The 17,735-nt window shown below is 64.4% G+C and carries 24 protein-coding genes; 9 read left to right on the forward strand and 15 right to left on the reverse strand.

Going from position 1 to position 17,735, the window contains the following annotated elements:
* Nucleotides 1-270: 270 nt before the first annotated feature.
* The 3 genes from IEW19_RS03210 (at nt 271) to IEW19_RS03220 (ending at nt 2,317) form a co-directional block, all read left to right on the forward strand.
* A complete protein-coding gene (locus tag IEW19_RS03210; protein ID WP_188570237.1) occupies nt 271-423 on the forward strand; it encodes a hypothetical protein in 153 nt (50 codons plus the stop codon).
* Between the two features lie 343 nt (nt 424-766).
* Nucleotides 767-2,023, forward strand: a complete 1,257-nt coding sequence (locus IEW19_RS03215; RefSeq protein ID WP_229748289.1) for a MinD/ParA family ATP-binding protein — start codon at nt 767-769, stop codon at nt 2,021-2,023.
* A gap of 87 nt (nt 2,024-2,110) precedes the next feature.
* Entirely contained in the window at nt 2,111-2,317 is a 207-nt protein-coding gene (locus IEW19_RS03220) for a hypothetical protein (protein ID WP_229748290.1), read from the forward strand.
* A 116-nt stretch (nt 2,318-2,433) separates the two neighbouring features.
* On the opposite strand, the gene IEW19_RS03225 is transcribed toward IEW19_RS03220, so the two are convergent.
* The 7 genes from IEW19_RS03225 to IEW19_RS03255 all read right to left on the reverse strand — a co-directional run bounded on the left by IEW19_RS03225 (nt 2,434) and on the right by IEW19_RS03255 (nt 7,163).
* On the reverse strand, nt 2,434-3,081 hold the full coding sequence (locus tag IEW19_RS03225; protein ID WP_188570239.1) for an alpha-hydroxy acid oxidase: 648 nt from the start codon (nt 3,079-3,081) through the stop codon (nt 2,434-2,436).
* Nucleotides 3,082-3,120: 39 nt separating this feature from the next.
* Nucleotides 3,121-3,936 (reverse strand): anti-sigma factor, encoded by an 816-nt coding sequence (locus IEW19_RS03230; RefSeq protein WP_188570240.1) that lies wholly within the window; start codon nt 3,934-3,936, stop codon nt 3,121-3,123.
* Nucleotides 3,923-4,495 (reverse strand): RNA polymerase sigma factor, encoded by a 573-nt coding sequence (locus IEW19_RS03235; protein ID WP_188570241.1) that lies wholly within the window; start codon nt 4,493-4,495, stop codon nt 3,923-3,925. The genes IEW19_RS03230 and IEW19_RS03235 overlap by 14 nt, the downstream gene beginning before the upstream one ends.
* Before the next feature lie 188 nt (nt 4,496-4,683).
* Complete coding sequence (locus IEW19_RS03240) at nt 4,684-5,400, reverse strand: DUF4397 domain-containing protein (RefSeq protein ID WP_188570242.1); 717 nt, start codon at nt 5,398-5,400, stop codon at nt 4,684-4,686.
* 126 nt (nt 5,401-5,526) lie between these two features.
* Nucleotides 5,527-5,874, reverse strand: a complete 348-nt coding sequence (locus tag IEW19_RS03245; protein ID WP_188570243.1) for an Hpt domain-containing protein — start codon at nt 5,872-5,874, stop codon at nt 5,527-5,529.
* Complete coding sequence (locus IEW19_RS03250; protein ID WP_188570244.1) at nt 5,871-6,512, reverse strand: signal peptidase I; 642 nt, start codon at nt 6,510-6,512, stop codon at nt 5,871-5,873. Before IEW19_RS03250 ends, IEW19_RS03245 begins: the two co-directional genes overlap by 4 nt.
* A 45-nt stretch (nt 6,513-6,557) precedes the next feature.
* Complete coding sequence (locus IEW19_RS03255) at nt 6,558-7,163, reverse strand: TasA family protein (protein ID WP_188570245.1); 606 nt, start codon at nt 7,161-7,163, stop codon at nt 6,558-6,560.
* Between the two features lie 303 nt (nt 7,164-7,466).
* Here IEW19_RS03255 and IEW19_RS03260 point away from each other — a divergent pair, with 303 nt between their 5' ends.
* Nucleotides 7,467-7,910, forward strand: a complete 444-nt coding sequence (locus IEW19_RS03260; RefSeq protein ID WP_229748291.1) for a hypothetical protein — start codon at nt 7,467-7,469, stop codon at nt 7,908-7,910.
* Between the two features lie 224 nt (nt 7,911-8,134).
* Here the strand turns inward: IEW19_RS03260 and IEW19_RS03265 are convergent, their stop codons facing one another.
* On the reverse strand, nt 8,135-8,974 hold the full coding sequence (locus IEW19_RS03265; RefSeq protein ID WP_188570247.1) for a COG4705 family protein: 840 nt from the start codon (nt 8,972-8,974) through the stop codon (nt 8,135-8,137).
* A 240-nt stretch (nt 8,975-9,214) separates the two neighbouring features.
* On the opposite strand from IEW19_RS03265, the gene IEW19_RS03270 reads away from it, so the two are divergent.
* On the forward strand, nt 9,215-9,772 hold the full coding sequence (locus IEW19_RS03270; RefSeq protein WP_229748292.1) for a hypothetical protein: 558 nt from the start codon (nt 9,215-9,217) through the stop codon (nt 9,770-9,772).
* 92 nt (nt 9,773-9,864) lie between these two features.
* On the opposite strand, the gene IEW19_RS03275 is transcribed toward IEW19_RS03270, so the two are convergent.
* The 6 genes from IEW19_RS03275 to IEW19_RS03300 all read right to left on the reverse strand — a co-directional run bounded on the left by IEW19_RS03275 (nt 9,865) and on the right by IEW19_RS03300 (nt 13,095).
* On the reverse strand, nt 9,865-10,101 hold the full coding sequence (locus tag IEW19_RS03275) for a hypothetical protein (protein ID WP_229748293.1): 237 nt from the start codon (nt 10,099-10,101) through the stop codon (nt 9,865-9,867).
* A 143-nt stretch (nt 10,102-10,244) separates the two neighbouring features.
* On the reverse strand, nt 10,245-10,694 hold the full coding sequence (locus IEW19_RS03280) for a MarR family winged helix-turn-helix transcriptional regulator (RefSeq protein WP_308419968.1): 450 nt from the start codon (nt 10,692-10,694) through the stop codon (nt 10,245-10,247).
* A gap of 131 nt (nt 10,695-10,825) precedes the next feature.
* Nucleotides 10,826-11,026 (reverse strand): hypothetical protein, encoded by a 201-nt coding sequence (locus IEW19_RS03285; protein ID WP_188570249.1) that lies wholly within the window; start codon nt 11,024-11,026, stop codon nt 10,826-10,828.
* Nucleotides 11,027-11,138: 112 nt separating this feature from the next.
* Nucleotides 11,139-11,420, reverse strand: a complete 282-nt coding sequence (locus IEW19_RS03290; protein ID WP_188570250.1) for a hypothetical protein — start codon at nt 11,418-11,420, stop codon at nt 11,139-11,141.
* 99 nt (nt 11,421-11,519) lie between these two features.
* A complete protein-coding gene (locus IEW19_RS03295) occupies nt 11,520-12,161 on the reverse strand; it encodes a TetR/AcrR family transcriptional regulator (RefSeq protein ID WP_188570251.1) in 642 nt (213 codons plus the stop codon).
* Between the two features lie 244 nt (nt 12,162-12,405).
* On the reverse strand, nt 12,406-13,095 hold the full coding sequence (locus IEW19_RS03300) for a TetR/AcrR family transcriptional regulator C-terminal domain-containing protein (protein WP_188570252.1): 690 nt from the start codon (nt 13,093-13,095) through the stop codon (nt 12,406-12,408).
* A 174-nt stretch (nt 13,096-13,269) separates the two neighbouring features.
* Between IEW19_RS03300 and IEW19_RS03305 the strand changes: the two genes are divergently transcribed.
* The 4 genes from IEW19_RS03305 (at nt 13,270) to IEW19_RS03320 (ending at nt 16,479) form a co-directional block, all read left to right on the forward strand.
* Nucleotides 13,270-13,635, forward strand: coding sequence for a hypothetical protein (locus tag IEW19_RS03305; protein ID WP_229748294.1), 366 nt, complete (start codon nt 13,270-13,272; stop codon nt 13,633-13,635).
* 146 nt (nt 13,636-13,781) lie between these two features.
* Nucleotides 13,782-13,922, forward strand: coding sequence for a hypothetical protein (locus IEW19_RS03310; protein ID WP_188570253.1), 141 nt, complete (start codon nt 13,782-13,784; stop codon nt 13,920-13,922).
* 269 nt (nt 13,923-14,191) lie between these two features.
* A complete protein-coding gene (gad, locus tag IEW19_RS03315) occupies nt 14,192-15,592 on the forward strand; it encodes a glutamate decarboxylase (RefSeq protein WP_188570254.1) in 1,401 nt (466 codons plus the stop codon).
* 17 nt (nt 15,593-15,609) lie between these two features.
* Entirely contained in the window at nt 15,610-16,479 is an 870-nt protein-coding gene (locus IEW19_RS03320) for a class II glutamine amidotransferase (protein WP_188570255.1), read from the forward strand.
* 493 nt (nt 16,480-16,972) lie between these two features.
* On the opposite strand, the gene IEW19_RS03325 is transcribed toward IEW19_RS03320, so the two are convergent.
* Entirely contained in the window at nt 16,973-17,698 is a 726-nt protein-coding gene (locus IEW19_RS03325; protein ID WP_188570256.1) for a hypothetical protein, read from the reverse strand.
* Nucleotides 17,699-17,735 lie beyond the last annotated feature (37 nt).

Here is a 17,735-nt window from a genome sequence, read left to right on the forward strand (position 1 = left end):
CACGTCGCTTGACACCGTGTGCACCAGCCTGTCGCGGAGAATCGGCTAAATCGGCTTTGACCTGCGGCTTTAGTCCCGTTTGGAGTGGCTGTTTCGGCACCTTCAGGCGCACCACCCCTGTCAATATGGGCAGCAATCGTGGATGTTCGGCCCCGCATCTGGGTTGGCACAGTTACCTCCGATTCGTTGACACGTTTGTCAAATGCGTTGACGCGTGATTGAGTTCATTGAAATGGGGAACGGAAAGACTACTTACCAATGGAGGCTTCTGTGACGTTTTCGGACTATGCCCTCGCACTGACCGCTCTACTGAGTACCCTGCTGGTTCCCTTTGCCATCATGTACCAGCTGCTGAGGCTCAAGCGCCGCGCGCTCCGGATCCCCGTCCCTACCGCGCCCGCACCCAGAGGCAATCAACGCTGACCATGCCGTATGTCGATATTAACCCCCATAAAGGCCGTCCCAAGTGGGTGGGCTACGCCATTCTTGCCGTCCTCCTGGTGATCACCGCGGCCGTGGTTTCAGCCGCCCTCATCCACCACTGACCAGACCTGCTGGGCAGCGCCTGGTACCGAACCCCCTAGACTTACTGATTGAACCAGTGCCGCACAACCGCTTGCCGAGAACGTCCGGGGGGACAGACATGCCACATCCGGCGGATCAGAATGCAGGCGACCCAGCAGAGGATGCAGGGCAGCCGCAACTGCGCCGACGCCGCGACCTTCGTCGTGCCGACGGCTCAGTTCAGGATGCCTGGACAGGAACCATGCCAGCCGTTGCCCCCGATACATCTAGTTCCAGCGACGCCGGGAAGCCGGTATCACGCCGCTCCTCCTGGGCGGAAGCGGCTGCTGCCGCCGACGCCACCAAGCCCTCCCGCGCGCCTTCCCCCGCGCAGCCCCCGCATCAGCCTTTCGCTCCTCCTGCCGATCCTTCACCGGCGCCCATCGCTTCCGAACCTGCCGCTGCGCCGGCTCCTGTACCGGGCGGCCCCTCCGGCGGACATGCCCCGGAAGCCGTCGCACCGCCGCCGGACGGCCCCGCGTTCCGCCGAAGTCGGCCCACCGTGGCCGACGAAATCGACGAAAGCCCCATGCCGGACTTCATCGGCTCGCCCGGCTTGTTCGTCAAGGAGCAGAAGCCGCGTCCCCGGGGCGGCATCCGCGGCGCCCTCTACAACATGAGCGGCGGCGCGTGGAACCTGGGCCCCGGGCCGAAGCAGCGTCAGGAGGACGAGCTGGGCCGCCGAATCTCACGCCAGCTCCAGGGCAGCTACAACACGGCCGTCCTGAGCCTCAAGGGCGGGATCGGCAAAACCTCCACCACGGTGGGCGTAGGCCTGACTTTGGCCGAATACCGTGGCGATGCTCCATGTGCCATCGACGCCAACCCGGACTCCGGTGACCTGGTGGAGCGTGCCTTGGGTGAAGGCATCTACCAGCAGTCCAGCCCCCGGACCATCACGGACCTGCTGGAAAACATCGAGTCCATCAACTCCCTGACTTCGCTGGCCCGTTACATGCACCACGCAGGCCGGCTCCACCTGATCGCGGGAGAGCAGGACCCTGAGGTCTCTGACTCGCTGACGGCCGAAGAGTACCTGAGGATCCGCAGACTGATCTCCAGCTACTACTCGGTGGTGCTGACGGACTGCGGCACCGGCGTGACCCACAACGCGATGAGCGGGATCCTGCAGTCGGCCGACAACCTGGTGATCGCCGCCGGCTATGCGGTGTCCGGTGCCAAGCGGGCCCGCAGCACACTTCATTGGCTGGCCAGCCACGGCTACGAGGACCTGGCCCGCAACGCGGTTGTAGTCATCACGGACAAGGACGAGGTGTCCTCTCGTGTGGACAAGGACGCGATCGAGGAGCACCTGGCGGGGATCTGCCGCGAACTCATCGCCGTGCCGCATGACCGTGGCGTTGCCGACGGCGACCTGGTGACCCTGGACGCGCTAAAGCCCGAGACGCGGCGTGCCTACAAGGAGATCGCCGCTGCGATTGTGGACGGGTACCGGTAGGTTTTCCTTCTCCCAGTAGTGACCGGGTTCAAAGACAGGTAGCCGATACCGGGGTAATCCCTGCTGCGGAACCCTAACCTCGTCACCATGATGGAACTCATGGACGGTGCGCCCCGACCTCGCCGCCTGCCGAAGCGCGAGACGTTGGAGATTATTGGCTTCACAGCCCTGTCAGTGGCCGCCGCAGCGGTGCTGCTCCCTGCGATCGGGGTCAAGGCCGTGGTGGGTGCCCTGCCGTTCGTCAGGAAGCATGCCGGTCCGATCGAGCCTGAGGACTCTTACCTCATCAACTAGCGTTTCACGCTCCGGGGCGTGCCGCCGTCGTACTTCCGGAGATTGCTCGACAAAAGATGCCCACCCCTGACTGAATGGGGCGGGCGTCTTTCCTACTGGACAGTGGTTGCGAAGACTTATAGGGGCACGCTCTCAGCCGGCGCAGTCTGGGCATCCCCCGCGAAAATGCTTGCGTCCAGGCCCGCGACGGCGGACTTGCCGACGAAGCCCATGGCTCCCTTCAACTCCTCCTGGAGGATGCTGATCACTCGATCAACCGCCGGCTCCCCTCCGGTGGCGAGTGCGTACGCGAAGGGATGCCCGGCCAGCGTCGCCTTGGCGCCCAGCGCCACTGCCTTGACGATGTCGTGCCCACGCCGGATGCCGCCGTCGAGGTAAATCTCCGCCCGGCCGCCCACAGCCTCGACGATGGACGGCAGGACGTCGATGGTGGCCGGCTGGGAGTCGAACTGCCGGCCGCCGTGGTTGGAAACGAAAATGCCGTCCGCCCCCTCGTTCACCGCCCGGGCCGCGTCCTCGGCGTCCATGATGCCCTTGATCACCAGGTTCCCCTTCCACTCAGCGCGGAGCTTGGCGAAGTCCTCCCAGTTGGCGCCCGGGTTCTTGTTGGACGCCATCCAGTTGTTCATCCCGTCCATGCGCAGCGGGCGGCCGTTGATCTGGTAGTTCCCGTACGTCATCTTCCGGCCGGTGAGCCACCGCCATAGCCAGCCCGGGCGGGTGGCGGCGTTGAAGTAGTCCGCCACCGGCGGGCACGGCGGCATGGACAGCCCGTGCGTTGCTGGTGCCGCCTGCCCGGACCCTCAGGTTTTGGAGTTGAGCCTTCCCCTGGCGACGCTGTCGTCGGAGTGTGCAGGATTCCCGTTGTACGCCTGATCGGAGATGTCCACGATGGGATATTGGGCCAGGTCGATCCCGGCGGGGATGGTAAAGGTGCCGGTCCCGTCGGCCAGGACACCCAGGCTGACCATTCCGGTGAGGTCGCTGGTGCCGACCCATACCTGCTGGTAGCCCGTGGTCTTATCGGCGCTGAGACGGATGGTGAGTTGGCGGGTTCCGTCGGGCAGCTGCCTCACCTGTGCCTCTCCGCTGCCTGTGTGTGCGGGCAATGGGGTCAGCGGTGTTTGGGCGAGGACGATGGAGGTGGGGCCGGGGACAGGGGTGCCCGGTTGCCCCGTGATGCCGGCCGCGGTCCAGCCGGCGGCCGTGCCCAGGAGGATGCCGGCGGCGGCCGCCAGCCAGAGTCCGGGACGGGGACGGCGCCGGTCTCTGGTTGCAGGCCGCAGGAAAGGGGGTGCGGCGTCCGGTTCGTTGCCGGGCTGCGGGGGCGTTTCCACCGCAGCCAGCCTGATGCCTGGGCTCTCCGGCCGGGTCAGTGGATCCGGTGCAAGGGCAGGCGACAGCCCGAGGGCCTGATGGATCGCCGCCCAGGTCTGGGGGCCGGGCTGCTCAAGTTTGATGCCGGCGGGCTCGAGGGTGGCGATGTCCCGGACCAGTTGGAGGCCCCGCAGGGTTTCGGCGCATTCCTGGCAGTTGGCGAGGTGGTCTGCGTCGGCGTCCGTGCCTGCTGTCTCACCGAGCGCCATCAGGCTCAGGAGTTCCGCGTCAAGGTGTTCCATGTTCCACCTCCAGGCGGGTGCGCAAGCGGATGAGGCTGCGCCGGATATGGCTTTTGACCGTTCCGAGCGGCAGGTTCAGGCGTGACGAGATCTGATCGTGGGTCAGGTCATCGTAGAACGCCAGCCTCAGTATTGACTGTTGCGGGTCTCCTAAATGTTCCAGTTCATCGTCAAGGATCAGGCGGTCGGCCACTGCCTCCACACTTCCTTCTTCCGGTTCCACGGACGGCTCCGGGAGCAGATGGAGAGCGGCTTGTTCCAGGTGGCGTTGGCGGGCGCGTTCGGACAGTGCGTCGTTGATGGCATTTCGGGTGATCCCCACCAGCCAGGCGGGCAGCCGTGCAGCTTCCGGCCGGTAGGTGGTGCGTGACTTCCAGGCGCGGATGAAGACTTCCTGGGTGACGTCATCCGCGGCGCTTCGGTCTCCCAGGGATCTGAGCGCCAGGGTGTACACCAGCGGGCCCAGCCTCCGGTACGCTTCGGCGAGGGCGCCCTCGTCCCCGCCCGCAAACGCCTGGTCGAAGCCGGGGTCCCAGTCGTGGTTGGCGGCAGCCTCCATCGGGTGCTCCTTGAGCGGCAACAGGCCTGATTGAGGCCTATTATGCCGCTGCCCGATGTGGTCCGCTAGGGTCGGCTGGTGCCAAGGGACGCGGGAGTTCCCGGTGATTGTCCCCGGCGAGGCTGGGCTCTGAACGGCTTCGCCGGGGACAAATCGATGGGACTGGATTTCTTCAGGGCTTCCGGGGATTAGTCATCATCGCAGTCGTGCCCGCGTGCGGCGGAGTCCACCACCTGCACGGCAAGCCCGAGGGTCTTGTCAGCCAGGCTGCCCCAGGCGTAGACGATGGTGTTCTTTCCCTCGGCGACGTTAACGTCGGCGGGCCCGATGAGCGGGGCGGTGGTTCCCGCCGCTGCCACCGAGGCGGAGATGCTTCCCTGCTTGAGGGTGAGGGTCTTCTCGTCGGGGTTGGTGAGGTCCTTGACGACGGCGGTCCCGCCGGCCAGGATGTCGACGGCCGGGGCGGCTGCGACGTGCCGGACGGTCAGCTTTCCCTTTCCGTCAGGACTGGGTGTTGTGTCGTTGGTGAACAGTGTGGCCGTGGGGGTTCCGTCAGCGGCCAGGTGCGCGACGGCCGTGTAGTCCCCGCCGGCTTCAAGGTCCACGGTAACGGGGCCGATCACCGGGTTGTCGGCGCTGGTGGCGTCCGCGCCGGTGATGGCAATTTTATGGTCTCCGTCCGGAACGGTCAGAGGGCCGGCCAGGGTGCCCGGCTTGAAATTGTCCAGGGTGAGCTTTCCATCCACCCAGACGTCCACGGTCAGGCCAGGGACGCCGTGGAGGACGGAGAGTTTTGCCGTCTCGTCGTGGCTGTGATGCCAGGTTGATGCCTGGGCCGGGGCGGCCAGGGCCAATGCTGCCAGCAGCGTGGTTGCTCCGGCGGCTGCAGTGAGTGTCTTGCGCATTTCCAACTCCTTTTTCGGGCCCCCTTGGGGCCGCCGTTGTGCTTACACCCCTACTACCGGCCGAATGCCCTGCCCGGATGCAGCCTGGCGCAAAATTTTTTGAACCGGCCCCAACGCGGGATACCCCTACATCGTGGAAAAGGGCCGCGCAGCCTGGTTCAGGCGTGCCACGATGTCTCCCAACTGCCGGGTCTGCACCTGTGCGACGGCGAAGTCCTCGTTCTTAATGGAAGCCTGCAAAGCCAGGCAGCTGGCTTCGATTTCAGAAGCACCGGTCATGGCCGCCGTGATTTTGAGGCTGAGGACGGCGTCCATGGCATCCTCGCGGTCCTGCGCGGCGACAGCAGTTTGGATGCGGGTGAACCGCGGCGGCAGCATGGCGAGGAAGTCTGTAAGAAACCGCAGTGCGAGCTGAGGACTGTTCAGCTCCCGGCCAAGGTCCTGGATGATCTGGGGGTCGACGCCGTCGATCATGCCTTTTGTGTACCTGCTTCCGCCTGCTCAGGCTTCTTGGCCCATGGGTCCTTGCCCCAGATGTTCCTCAGCACCCCGATGACCAGGATGGCAGGAGCCCCATACATGAGTGTGTTCAGGATGACTGGCTCGCGGATGGCCCGGATGGCGTTCCCCACGTAGGGGATGGTGAAGGCATGCCGGTCCACCGTGGGGGCGTTGAGGGTGGCCAGCCACGGGTCGATGCCGTTGTTCGCGTCACCCTTGGTCTGCACGACGATGGACCCATCCGGGCTGGTGCTCACCTGGGTGACCCGGTGGGTTTCGACCCGCTGGTCCTCGACCGGGATGTGGTACGTGATTATGTCGCCGACCTTGATCTCGCTGGCCGGAACCGGCTTGGTGACCACGACGTCGCCCGGATTGATCAGCGGGGACATGGACCCCGTAAGCATGGTTAGCGTGTGGTAGCCGAAAATGCGTGGCCCGATGGCCAGGGCCAGGAATGCGGCCAGAGCCAGGGTGAACAAGGTGGTCGTGATGACGGTCAGGGACCGTCTGAGGAGGTGGACCAGCCGCCCGGAGCCGGACGCTGTACTGCTTTCCTGGACCTCGACGGCCGGACCATGGGGCTTACGGGCGATGGGCGGTGCAGTCATGGCACGCGTTCAGGTCTGAGGGAGTAGTTCCAGGCGGCCGGCTCTTTACCTGACCGTCGCAGCCCGCTGGGTGGCGTCGAAGGTGAAGCTGATGGTGCTGGCGGCGCCCTGGAAAGCATCCGGAGCCGCGGACGGCAAGGTGGTGGTGACCTTAAGGTTGTCGTTCTTACCGTTGGTGAGTGCGGTCAGGTTGGTCAGCGCACGGTTGGCCCCAATGATCGGGGAGGAGCCAAGGACCGTGGTCTTGCTGCCGGAGCAGGTGTAGGGCGCGGCGGCTCCGGTCCAGCCTGTGCTGCAGTTCTCAATGAGCAGCTTCAGGCCGTTGGTTCCGTCGGTGGACAGTGCGGAAACAGGAGTTGCGGTGTCTGCCGTGGTGAGGGTGACGGTGCCAAGGTCGGAGTTGCCGGTGTTGGTCAGGGTAACGAGCTTTTCGACGGTGTCGCCGGGGAGCAGACCCGCGACGGGAAGGCTGAGGGTGTCAGCTGTGGTCTGGCCGAGGGTGATCTTTACGGTGCCGGCGGTGACGGACTGGCTGGCCGAAGTGGTGGCGGTGAACCCACCGTAGGTGCCCATGCCGGCCACCGCGGCAGCGGTGCCAACCAGTGCGATGGAGGCGAGGATCTTGCCGGAAGTGGTCTTCATGATGCCCATTTGCTTAGGTCCATTTCTGTGAAGGCCCACCACATGGGCCGGCCGCGGAAGGTCAGGCACACTGCTTGGCCTGACCTCGCATCACCATTCAGGGCGAGCCTCAAGACGTGTCCCCGCATAGGCTCAAGATTTAGTCAAGAATGAAGATCTGCGCAGGTCAGGGCCGTATTGTGATGCGCATCACCGTGAGTTTGCGCGGGGATTGATACGAACCAGACGGGGTCTTGAGACTTTCTTGATATTCATAGGCGAGGGTAGAAAGCAGTGTTGGCCATGGGCCTTCAGGATCGGTGAAAGGACATCGTGGGGGCCGGCAGGAACCATGCAGGGGGAGCCAGCGCGCTGCTGGTGCTTCTGTTGTCTTCGCTTTTCGTCGGCGTCCCGGCGGCACACGCAGCGTTTACGGCATCGGGCCAGTCCGGTTTCCGGGTTAGCGCCCTCGTCCTGCAGCCCCCGGTCGCATCAATCACCGCAAGCTGCGCCGGCGGCGGCAGCGGTAAGGGCAAAAACCGGCTGAATATCGCTGTGTCGAGTGTTGGCTCGGTACCCCGGGCCAACGCCTATGTACTTATCGTGACCGACCCCTCTGGCACGAGTTACACCGTCGACCCCGCCAGTTCCGGGTACTCCAACCAGTCACCCGCGCTTGGCACCTGGAAGTACTACGTTCAGGCCCAGTACCGGGTTCCTGGCACCACGAACGTCTGGAAGAGCAACACCGCCAATCCCTTGACTGTTGTTTGCTGAGAGGGAGATGGCAGGCGCTCACCCTGGTCGAAACCCAAGTGCTCGCAGACCACTTAGTGTCCCGGTGTAAAGAATTCGTCAAGGTTTGGGGCTTGACTATCGGTTACCGGCTTATCCAGCGTGCTGCACGGGTACCTTGGTTGAAGTGCCGCCGCCTCATACCCCCCAATAATGAGGCGGCGGCACGTCTTATTTCCCTGGCCGGGAGTATCGCCGCCTGACGGTCAGGCTTTCCGGCCCCCGAGGGCTTCCCTGGCAGTCACGGCCGCGATGCAGACCCCAAGTCCCACGGTGACCAGTCCCGTTCCCCAGCCCAGGCCGCCGCGGTCGGCGCCCACGGCCGTCCAGTCAGCGAAGGACGCGCCCAGCGGGCGGGTCAGGATGTAGGCGAACCAGAACGCCGGGATGGCAGCGATCCAGCCGCGCCAGTAAGCCAGCGCTGCCACGCCAATCACCGCCGCGAAAATGAGCCCTGACGCGAAGTAGCCCAGGTCCAGGCTGTACGCGGTCATGTCGCCGGTGGCGGTCCCCAGCGCGAACGTGGTCAGCACAGCCGCCCAATAGAACATCTCACGGCGCCGGGTGTCCACGCTGTGAATGGACAGCGTCTTCTCGGTCCGGAACCAGATGAAGAAGACCGCAGAGAGTACGGCCAGGAAGAACACCGCCGACGCCACGTACGGCACGCCCAGGACCACATGCACGGCGTCGGCCGCCATGGTGCCGAACACGCTGACCATCACCACCGCCAGCCAGTAGATCCAGGCGACGTAGCGGCGCACGGCAAACTGCAGGACCAGTGCAGCGGCCAGGCCGGCGGCCCCGAGGGCCAGCGCCACGGCCGGGTCCAGTTGGTGGACCAGGAAATCGGAGGCGGTCTCGCCCATCCCGGTGGTGAGCACCTTGGCCACCCAGAACCAGGCGGTGATTTCCGGGACCTTGGCCAGGGCCGTTCGCTCCGGCGCGGCCGTCCGTGTGCTTGTCCCCGGTGTCGTGCTGCCGCCGTCCAGTACCGCCGACGTGGCGCCGTGGGGTTCGATGTTCTGTTGTGGTGGTTCGGTCATGCGGTGATTGTCCCTTACGCACCCGGCAGAAACCTGAAGAAGCGCGCCATCGGTGCCCGCCGTCGTCGTACTTTGACGTGCTGGTGGACGCCACGCGGCTTGCTGATGCGCCGGCAGCTGCCCGCACCGTGTCTATCAGGGCCGCTGATTGAAGCTGCTCGGTAGGTATTGATCCAGCGAGGTCTGGGCTGGCGGACGCCGCGACGTTTGTGCAGGTGTTGATTTCTTTGCATTGTGACCTTGGCCAAGGGCCAGTGGTCGGTGAACAAAGCGCTGAAGGCTTACCGGGACGGTGCGAAGGCGCATAGTTGGATGATGACGGCAATTGATTCCCGGAGTTTTTACACGCGTGGCGACTCCTTCAGCGTTGGAGCTTCACGCGAACATATCGAGCGTGCGCTTGTGGGTTTTGGTGCGACGGAGGTTCGTTTCAGCCAGCGCGGGGACCTCAACGCCCTCGCGTTCAGGGCCTGTGGAAGACAGTTCCGCATTGTCGTCTCGGTGCTGCAGTCCCAGGGAAGTGCAGCTACCGGGGGTGAACCTGAACAGGTTCAAGGGCATGAAGTTACAGCCAAAGCACTGGAACTGAACGCCCGCAGGTTCTGGCACGCCTTCGCCCTGGCAACAGACGCCAAGCTTGCAGCGGCCACAGCGGGTGTTGCCACGCTCGAATCGGAATTTCTCGCCCATGTTGTTCTCCCCGGTAACCGAACCGTCATCGACGAACTCGAACCCGTCATCGCATCTGCGTACCGGTCTGGCCGGCGTCCCTCAATCCGTGCTGCTCTACATCCGTGATCGATGATGTTGGCGCCCATTTTCGGATTTGATCGCGCGCACGGCCGACGGCCTCGTTTGCCGTTGTTGGGGCAAGAGAGAAGGATGTCGGCCTATCGGTTTACTAAGTCGTCTGCTACGCGGCGAAGGTCCTGGACCCACCCGGTTGAACGGCCCGGCGTTCCCGAACTTGCTTCAAAGTTGCCAAGAGCTTCCGCTATCCGCTCCAATGCTTCCGAGAGATTGGCTTTTACCGCCTCGTAGCCTTCATCCGAGCGGGGGTCGGATGAAGCCGAGGAGAGCAGTTCCGCTCCCGACTTGATGACCAGCGAAGCCTCGTACTCGTTCACACATGCACCTCTTGGCTTCCTTGTGTTGGACGTGCGGTAACTCTTCGTCAGCACAACCATATCTGCGATAGCTGTCCGGTCCGTAGACGTAAAACGATGTCTGCACTGGTATGGGCGAAGTTCCGTACGGGAGCGGCGGGCCTTCAGGAAGATCTGTTGCCGGGTTTTTGCTTGGTGTCGATGGCGAGCAGGTGAACGATGGTTTGTAGTTCCTTGCGGAGCTTGTCTCCGTCCCCTGCCGCACGTGTCAATATTGTGCGGTCCACTTCACGGGCTTCGCTAATCACCTGCGCGCCGAGGTCGGTGATGGAGACGACCTGGCTTCTGCGGTCAGACGGGCTGGGCTGTCGGCGGATGTAGGCCCATGCCTCCAGGCGGGATAAGGTCTTTCCCATTGTCTGGTTCTGAACACGGACCCCTTGGGCAATTTTCGCCTGGCTCATGGGCTCCTCGGCTCTGGATAGAACATCGAGAGCTATCACTCCGGCGTGGGTGAGCCCGGCGTCGGCCAGTTTCGCATTCCAGGAATGTTCCACGAGTCTGGCCGCTGTTGATAGGAGGCGGCCGGTGGGCCAGGAATTCATGTCGGGCATGAGCGGAGTATAGACCTTCGGCCTACACGCGGCCTGGACGTGGTGGCCCGTTGGAGGGCCGACGTACCGGGCCCTGCGACAACTGTGAAACCGCGGTATAAATCGGACCTTCGGGGGCTGCGAGCAGCGGCTTATTTCTCGCGCTGCTCAAACTCGGTATCAAGCTCGTGGTGGCGGAAGTCGGTCTCCGGGTGAGACTCACCGTCGGCCACGATTTCGTGGTCGAGTTGGCGTTGGACTTGGCTGTCGAGAACCTGCAGCTTCTCGTCTTTCAGTGTTTCCAGATCTTCGGGAAACGGGTCGGCAGGGGTGATCCGCAGATTGTTTGACATCGGTGTCCCTTTCACTGGCGGCACTCCGTTTCATCGGACACCCGCAACGAGAGTATTCTAGTCGGCCTCGAGCCCGTCAGGTTCACGCTCCTGAGGTGGCAGGGGCCCTCAGTCAGAGCAGGCTTGGTTGGCTGGCGAGGATGTAGTCCACGGCAGCCGGGCCGATCATTCGAAGCCCCGGCCGTAGGCGCCCGTGGTCGTTCGCGCCCCGTTCGTGGATGCCTTGCTGGGACATCGCTGCCCAAAACGAAGCGCAGGCTCCGGGGGCCTGTGCTTGCAGTGCGCACCAGCTCAAGTACACGCCGTAGAACTGGTCTTCAGTGAGTATGTGGTCATCAACCGTATCGGCGGCAATGCTTTCCTGGACAAAACGGGCGTAGTCCGGGGTTTCCATTTGCAACGGCTCCAGCTCCTTGTACGAAATTGTGGATAGGCGGGCCGCAGCATCTTGGAACCAAGGGATCGGAGAACACTGTGCGCGGGCGATGATGCGTCAGGGGCCCATGGGGGCGTCACCTCCGTGGTCCCGGATGAGGGAAGCGGCCATGCGTTTGGCGAAGACGGCCGCCTGGCGGTCTCCCTCGACCGCTGAAATGATCGATCCCTTTGTCAGGATGTGGCAGGAGCGGGCAAAAATGTCGGGTTGTTCAAGGCCGGCCTCCACGGCCAGGCCCCGTATGAAGGCCCGGACCTGCGCCAGATACTCGATTGATGCGATACCGAGGGGGTGGGCGGGACCCATTTCCAGCATGGCGCTGACGAAGGCGCAGGCTTGGAAGTCATCCTGGCGGAACCACCCGTCCAGGACATCGAAGATAGCCGTTATCCGGCCCGTGGGGTTCCCGGTCCGCCTTCCGGTTTCGGCGATTAGCCCTTCGACTGTCATGTCCTGGTGGCAGCGCTCCAAGTAGGCAGCGACCAGCTCATCCTTTGACGTGAAGTGCGCGTAGAAGGTTGCTTTGGCGACCCCGGCCCGTGAGATCAACTCATTGATGCCGACATCGCGGATGCCCCGGTGCAGGAACAGCTCGTAGGCGGCACTCAGGATGCGCTCCCTGGCACCACCGGAGACCAGGCGTGCGGGAGCAGAGGCGCCAGCGTCGACGGCGGGCGGCAAGTCATATGTGTGGGCCATCACAAGCAGACACTACAGGAAAATCAGACAGACCAGTCGGTGCAGGAAATAGAAGGATACTTACTAAAAAATTGCGAACTATCGCGTCAACCCCGTCCGTCACGCCAGACGGAGGGGTCGGGTCCGGGAAAGGTGCAGTGAAGGAAGGGGCCTCGGCTGTGGCAGGGCATGCAAGCCACCGCCGATCAGGGTGCTGAAGTAGGCACACATAACGGCCCAGTCCCGTGGTACAGCGTCAGCGATCTTACCCGGCGAGCTGCGCGGCGAGGCCTGAGAGCAAGAGGGTGAGTCCCTGGTCAAGCTCAGCGTCGCCGTCGTAGTCTGCCAGGACTGGGCCCAGCGCGCGGAGGGTCGGGAATTCCGTTACAGGCAGACGGTGCAGTCCGAGCCGGAGGAGTGCCACGTTTTCCTCCGGGTCAACGATGTATTCCTGGAGTTCGTTGAGGATGTGGCCGTAGAGGAAGCCGTAGTAGGCCCGGTAGACATGAAGAGCGTCGGCAGGGGAGAACCCCGCGCCTATCAAGAGTCCCAAGATTTGTTCGAGGGGGCGCAGCGTGCCCAGCGGGCGCAGGCCCAGAGGTGTGGACAGGGGCCTGGTGACCAGCAGGGGTACAACGTTGGGGTGTCGGAGGGCCAGTAGCCGCAGGTCGTGAGCTATCCGGCGCAGCTGGGCCTGCCAGTCTGGATCATCGGCGAAGATGGCGAGTTCGTTCAGAACCAACTCGGTGATCCCGTCCAGCAGGGCGGCCCGGTTGGCGGCGTAGCGGTAGAGGCTCATAGGGTCCCGCTCGAGTTCCTGGCCGAGCCTGCGCATGGTGAGGCCGTCCAAACCTTCGGTGTCCACGAGTTCGAGGGCGGTGGAAAGAACGACGTCCCTGTTCAGGGGCACTTTCCTGGAGCTTGGACTATTGGAAATGCCTTTGGGGTTGGCCATGCAAAATCATCCTGTTCATTGCACCAGGCTTGGAGGCAAACCGTATGGAAGCTTGCTTACGGCCTATTCTACGCCTAAAGTCTACATTGTAGACTAGTTGTCGACATGGTGTCAGCCAAGGGACCAAAGTTTGCATAGCCGTCCGGGTGCTCACGTGAACCTTGGGAGAAACAGATGACTGCTCCAACCCTGAACGAACACCTCGGGCGCCGCGCACACACGGACCGCGCGTTCTGGTGCCTCGAGCCTGATGGTGGACAACTGCACGTGCTGAAAAGAGCCACGATGGCACAAACACCGTTCGACCAGTTCCTTCAGGAAACCACCTACCGTGACCGCGAGCCGGGAAAACACCTGGACCGGGACACCCTCTACGGCCTGTACACCAGCTGGTGCTGCGTGTCCGGCAAGGAGCCGCAGACAGAACACGACTTCTGGGCCGCGATGCGGGAGCGGCTCGGCGCAGGGGAATTCCTCCATATGAAGAAATGTCCCGCAGTCGCCGATTACATCCTTGCCAGCTACCCGGCCTTGGTCTGAAACATCGCACCGGCCAGCTACCCGGCCTTTGCCCCATGACCCCCCTCGTTTTTGATAAAGCGTTGTGTCGCAGGTGTTTGGGGCAGTATACGGACCTCGTTGGAAACCGCCGCCCGTGCCCACCCAGAACTGAAGGCAGGGTAACCATGACTGACACCAGCCCAACCCCGGCCCACGCCACAACCGACACCGGTGTTGATGATTTTGACTTGACCCCCGATGGCCTGGCTAACGCCCCGGCCCATGAAGAGGACCAGGAAAATCTTGTCCATACCGGAAACAGCTAAACGACCATCTCCGCACCATTGGCGCGGAGCTGGCCAGCGCCCGGTATTTCGCTCGGATTTTGTCTGGGGCCGATACGAGGAAGGCTCTGATCTGGTTGAGGGCCGCGGTCCGGGCCTTGATCGCTGATGCGCCCCCGGAACGTGTTCCACGTATTACCGTGTCTGGGTGCCGTGTACAGGTTGTGCATGAATAATACGGAGTGCTGGGAACAGCGGAAGTGCAGCGGCAGGCGCGTGCCTGCGGACGACGGCGGGCGAAGGAGCTGGACATGACGAGGTCACACCGGAGCGTACGGCATGAGCCCGAGACGAACGTGGAGCTGAACCCGTTGTTCAGCCGGCCGGGGGAGTCCACCATCTTTCCGCGCTTCACCATCCCGGACGGGGAGTCCCTGCCGGGCACCGCCTACCAGGTGGTCCACGACGAGGTAATGCTGGACGGCAACTCGCGCCTGAACCTGGCCACGTTCGTGGGGACCTGGATGGAACGGGAAGCCTCCCAGCTCTATGCGGAAACGTTCGACAAGAACATGATCGACAAGGACGAATACCCGCAGACCGCGCTGATCGAGACCCGCTGCTGGCGGATGCTCGCGGACCTGTGGAACGCCCCGGACCCGGCGGCGGCCGTCGGCACTTCCACCATCGGCTCCTCCGAGGCGTGCATGCTGGCCGGCCTGGCCCTGAAGCGCCGGTGGCAACACCGCCGTCGGGCTGACAAGAAGCCTACGGACGCGCCCAACATCGTCCTCAGTTCCGCCGTGCAGGTGTGCTGGGAGAAGTTCTGCAACTACTGGGAAGTGGAAGCCCGGTACGTTCCGGTGTCAGTGGAGCATCCCACGCTGGACGGCCATGAGCTGGAGCGCTACGTGGACGAGAACACCATCGGCGTGGTGGCCATCATGGGCGTCACCTACACCGGGGCCTATGAACCCGTGGAGCTGATCTCCGCCGCACTGGACCGCATCCAGGACGGCACGGGCCTGGACATCCCCATCCACGTGGACGGCGCCTCCGGGGCCATGGTGGCGCCGTTCCTGCAGCCGGACCTGGTGTGGGACTTCCGGCTCCCCAGGGTGGCCTCCATCAACACGTCCGGCCACAAATACGGGCTGGTGTATCCGGGCCTGGGTTGGATCGTGTGGCGGGACGCAAAAGCCCTGCCGGAGGACCTGGTGTTCCACGTCAGCTACCTGGGCGGGGACATGCCCACCTTCGCCCTGAACTTCTCCCGGCCCGGCGCCCAGGTGCTGCTGCAGTACTACCTGTTCCTCCGGCTGGGCTTCGCCGGCTACAGGTCCGTGCAGGCAAGCTCCCGCGACGTGGCCCTGTACCTCTCCCACGAAATCGGCGCCATGGACGCCTTCACCCTCTGGAGCGACGGGTCCGACATCCCCGTCTTCGCCTGGCAGCTCACCGACGGCCACAGCCAAAACTGGGACCTGCACCACCTCTCCGAACGGCTGCGCATGAACGGCTGGCTGGTCCCGGCCTACCCCCTGCCGGAAGGGCTCAGCGGGATCACGGTGCAGCGGATCGTGGTCCGCAACGGCTTCACCCGCGACCTCGCCTCCAGCTTCCTGACCGACCTCAAAAAGGAAGTTGCCTACCTGGACGCCCTGACGGCGCCCATGCCCGACGGGAAGCACAAGGAAGCGTTCCACCACTAGCCTCTTTTAGGAGCGTTATGTGCCGCTTGTTCGGGCTCCACGCGGGGTCCCGGCCCGTCCGCGCCACCTTCTGGCTGCTGGACGCCCCGTACAGCCTGTCCCAGCAGAGCCGGCGGGAGCCCGACGGCGCGGGGATCGGGACCTTTGATGACGACGGCGGCGCACGGGTCACCAAACGGCCGCTCGCCGCATGGGAGGACCACGCCTTCGCCCGCGAAGCGCGGCAGCTGGTGAGCACCACCTTCCTGGCCCACGTCCGGTATGCCAGCACGGGTGCCCACACACTGGTGAACACCCACCCCTTCGAGCAGGACGGCCGGCTGTTTGCCCACAACGGCGCCTTCCATGGCCTGGACCGGCTGGACGGGCGCCTTGAGGAGCTTGGCGTGGCGGGACTGGTGCACGGCCAGACCGACAGCGAACGCCTCTTCGCCCTCATCACGGCCGAGAGCCGGAGGGCCGGCGGGGACGTGGCGGAGGGGATCGCCCGCGCGGTGGGCTGGGTCGCCGCCGAGCTGCCCGTCCTGGCCCTGAACCTCATTGTGACGACGGCGACGGACCTCTGGGCGCTCCGCTACCCGGCAACCCACCCGCTGTACCTGTTGGAAAGGGACCCCTCGGCCGAGCCCGCTCCGGCAGCTCCCCTGGACGCCAGGAGCCACCGGATCCACTCCCGAAGCACCGAACTGTCAGTCTTTCCTTCGGTCCTGTTTGCCACCGAACCGATGAACCACAACCCCGGTTGGCGTCCCCTGGCGCCGGGGGAGCTGGTGCACGTCGGTCCGGACCTGGCGGTGACCTGCACCTTCCCGTTCCCGGACCAACCCGCCCACCCCCTTACGCTGGCCGACCTGGAACCGTCAGCGGCGGCGTCGCAGATGTCCTGAGGGCGTGCATCCGGATGGGAACCTGACAGCTCTCTAGGATGGTCCCCATGAAGGCTGCCCACGACGCGGACTCCGTTACCCTGGTGATCAATGCGGGTACGCGGCTCGACGGGTAGCGGGGCGATGGGCGACGACGGAACGACTTGGCGGGTTCGGCGGCGGCCGCGTGCCGCCGTCGTCCGCCGTTCCTGACGTGTGTGGGGGCCGGCGGCTTTTTTCGGATCGACGCTGATCCGTGGCCCCCGCCGCCGGCCCCTGGTCTGTGGGGAATGTGGAATAGGTGCCTGGCGGCGCCATTGCTGGTGCCGCCAGGCGTCTGAGACCATCGGTTTTATCCGACGTGGGCGCGGTTAACTGGGTCCCAGTACCCAGGTGCATTAAGGCTGCGTTCCCGTCCCTTGTGCATCACTTTGCAGATAGGACCTCAAGAACGGGCCCGGATTCGATCAAGAATGCATCAAGGTCGCCGCAGGTTCCGCAACAGCTGGTCCTCTTAGGCGGCCGGCGCTTTCTTTTCCAGCGCCTGGGCCATCTTCTGGACCATGGCGCCGTACCCGCCGTTGACCGCGGTGTCCTTGATCTTGTTCGCCTGGGCATCAAGGTCAGCCGGGGCGGCGTTCTTGAGGGCCGTCAGGTCCGCCTGGAGGCTTGCCGGGAGCGTGCCGAACACCTTGGGGTGGCCGATCAGCTGGCTGGCCACCTGCTGGAGCCCGGCCCCGGGGTTGCCCGAGCTGAACGCGGTGCGCAGCTCCTGGCGCAGGCCGGCCAGGCTGGTGGCGGCCTTCTCCGCCGCGTCGGCACGCTTCTGGATATCGGCGCCGTACCCGCCGGACAGTGCCGTCGTGTTGATCTTGTAGGCGTCCTTCACCCGGTCAGCCGGGGCGGCATCCTTAAGGGCGGTCACGTCCGTTTGGAGGTTTGCGGGGAGCTTGGCGAACAGCTGCGGGTGGTCCACCAGGGCGGTGGCTGCCTTCGCCGCACGGTCCCCTGCCGCCTGCGGGCTGTCGGCCTTCAGGCTCAGGAAGGCCTCCAGGCCGCCGGAGCCCTTGGCTGCCTTGGCATTAGCGGCCGCTGCAGTTGAGGTTGCAGACGCCGGGGCTGCGCCGGGAGTTGCGGAAGCTGCACCGACTCCGACGGCGGCCATGGCACCGGCGGCCAGGACGGCTGCCGCTCCGACGCCGATGCGGGTCTTCATTGACGGAATCGCTGGCTTCGCCACGTTGTGTCCTTCCAAATGTTTGCGTGCACGCCGAACC

Origin of the sequence: Arthrobacter liuii, from assembly GCF_014639275.1 — a bacterium.
GTDB classification, from domain to species: domain Bacteria; phylum Actinomycetota; class Actinomycetes; order Actinomycetales; family Micrococcaceae; genus Arthrobacter; species Arthrobacter liuii.

Bases quoted from the DNA above. Each gene is read 5' to 3' on its own strand.
- IEW19_RS03295 (WP_188570251.1), bottom strand. From the start codon at position 12,161: ATGGCCCACACATATGACTTGCCGCCCGCCGTCGACGCTGGCGCCTCT.
- IEW19_RS03285 (WP_188570249.1), bottom strand. From the start codon at position 11,026: ATGTCAAACAATCTGCGGATCACCCCTGCCGACCCGTTTCCCGAAGAT.
- IEW19_RS03255 (WP_188570245.1), bottom strand. From the start codon at position 7,163: ATGGGCATCATGAAGACCACTTCCGGCAAGATCCTCGCCTCCATCGCA.
- IEW19_RS03240 (WP_188570242.1), bottom strand. From the start codon at position 5,400: ATGCGCAAGACACTCACTGCAGCCGCCGGAGCAACCACGCTGCTGGCA.
- gad (WP_188570254.1), top strand. From the start codon at position 14,192: ATGACGAGGTCACACCGGAGCGTACGGCATGAGCCCGAGACGAACGTG.
- IEW19_RS03305 (WP_229748294.1), top strand. From the start codon at position 13,270: ATGACTGCTCCAACCCTGAACGAACACCTCGGGCGCCGCGCACACACG.
- IEW19_RS03300 (WP_188570252.1), bottom strand. From the start codon at position 13,095: ATGGCCAACCCCAAAGGCATTTCCAATAGTCCAAGCTCCAGGAAAGTG.
- IEW19_RS03280 (WP_308419968.1), bottom strand. From the start codon at position 10,694: ATGCCCGACATGAATTCCTGGCCCACCGGCCGCCTCCTATCAACAGCG.
- IEW19_RS03250 (WP_188570244.1), bottom strand. From the start codon at position 6,512: ATGACTGCACCGCCCATCGCCCGTAAGCCCCATGGTCCGGCCGTCGAG.
- IEW19_RS03215 (WP_229748289.1), top strand. From the start codon at position 767: ATGCCAGCCGTTGCCCCCGATACATCTAGTTCCAGCGACGCCGGGAAG.
- IEW19_RS03230 (WP_188570240.1), bottom strand. From the start codon at position 3,936: ATGGAACACCTTGACGCGGAACTCCTGAGCCTGATGGCGCTCGGTGAG.
- IEW19_RS03310 (WP_188570253.1), top strand. From the start codon at position 13,782: ATGACTGACACCAGCCCAACCCCGGCCCACGCCACAACCGACACCGGT.
- IEW19_RS03265 (WP_188570247.1), bottom strand. From the start codon at position 8,974: ATGACCGAACCACCACAACAGAACATCGAACCCCACGGCGCCACGTCG.
- IEW19_RS03245 (WP_188570243.1), bottom strand. From the start codon at position 5,874: ATGATCGACGGCGTCGACCCCCAGATCATCCAGGACCTTGGCCGGGAG.
- IEW19_RS03290 (WP_188570250.1), bottom strand. From the start codon at position 11,420: ATGGAAACCCCGGACTACGCCCGTTTTGTCCAGGAAAGCATTGCCGCC.
- IEW19_RS03235 (WP_188570241.1), bottom strand. From the start codon at position 4,495: ATGGAGGCTGCCGCCAACCACGACTGGGACCCCGGCTTCGACCAGGCG.
- IEW19_RS03320 (WP_188570255.1), top strand. From the start codon at position 15,610: ATGTGCCGCTTGTTCGGGCTCCACGCGGGGTCCCGGCCCGTCCGCGCC.
- IEW19_RS03225 (WP_188570239.1), bottom strand. From the start codon at position 3,081: ATGCCGCCGTGCCCGCCGGTGGCGGACTACTTCAACGCCGCCACCCGC.
- IEW19_RS03220 (WP_229748290.1), top strand. From the start codon at position 2,111: ATGATGGAACTCATGGACGGTGCGCCCCGACCTCGCCGCCTGCCGAAG.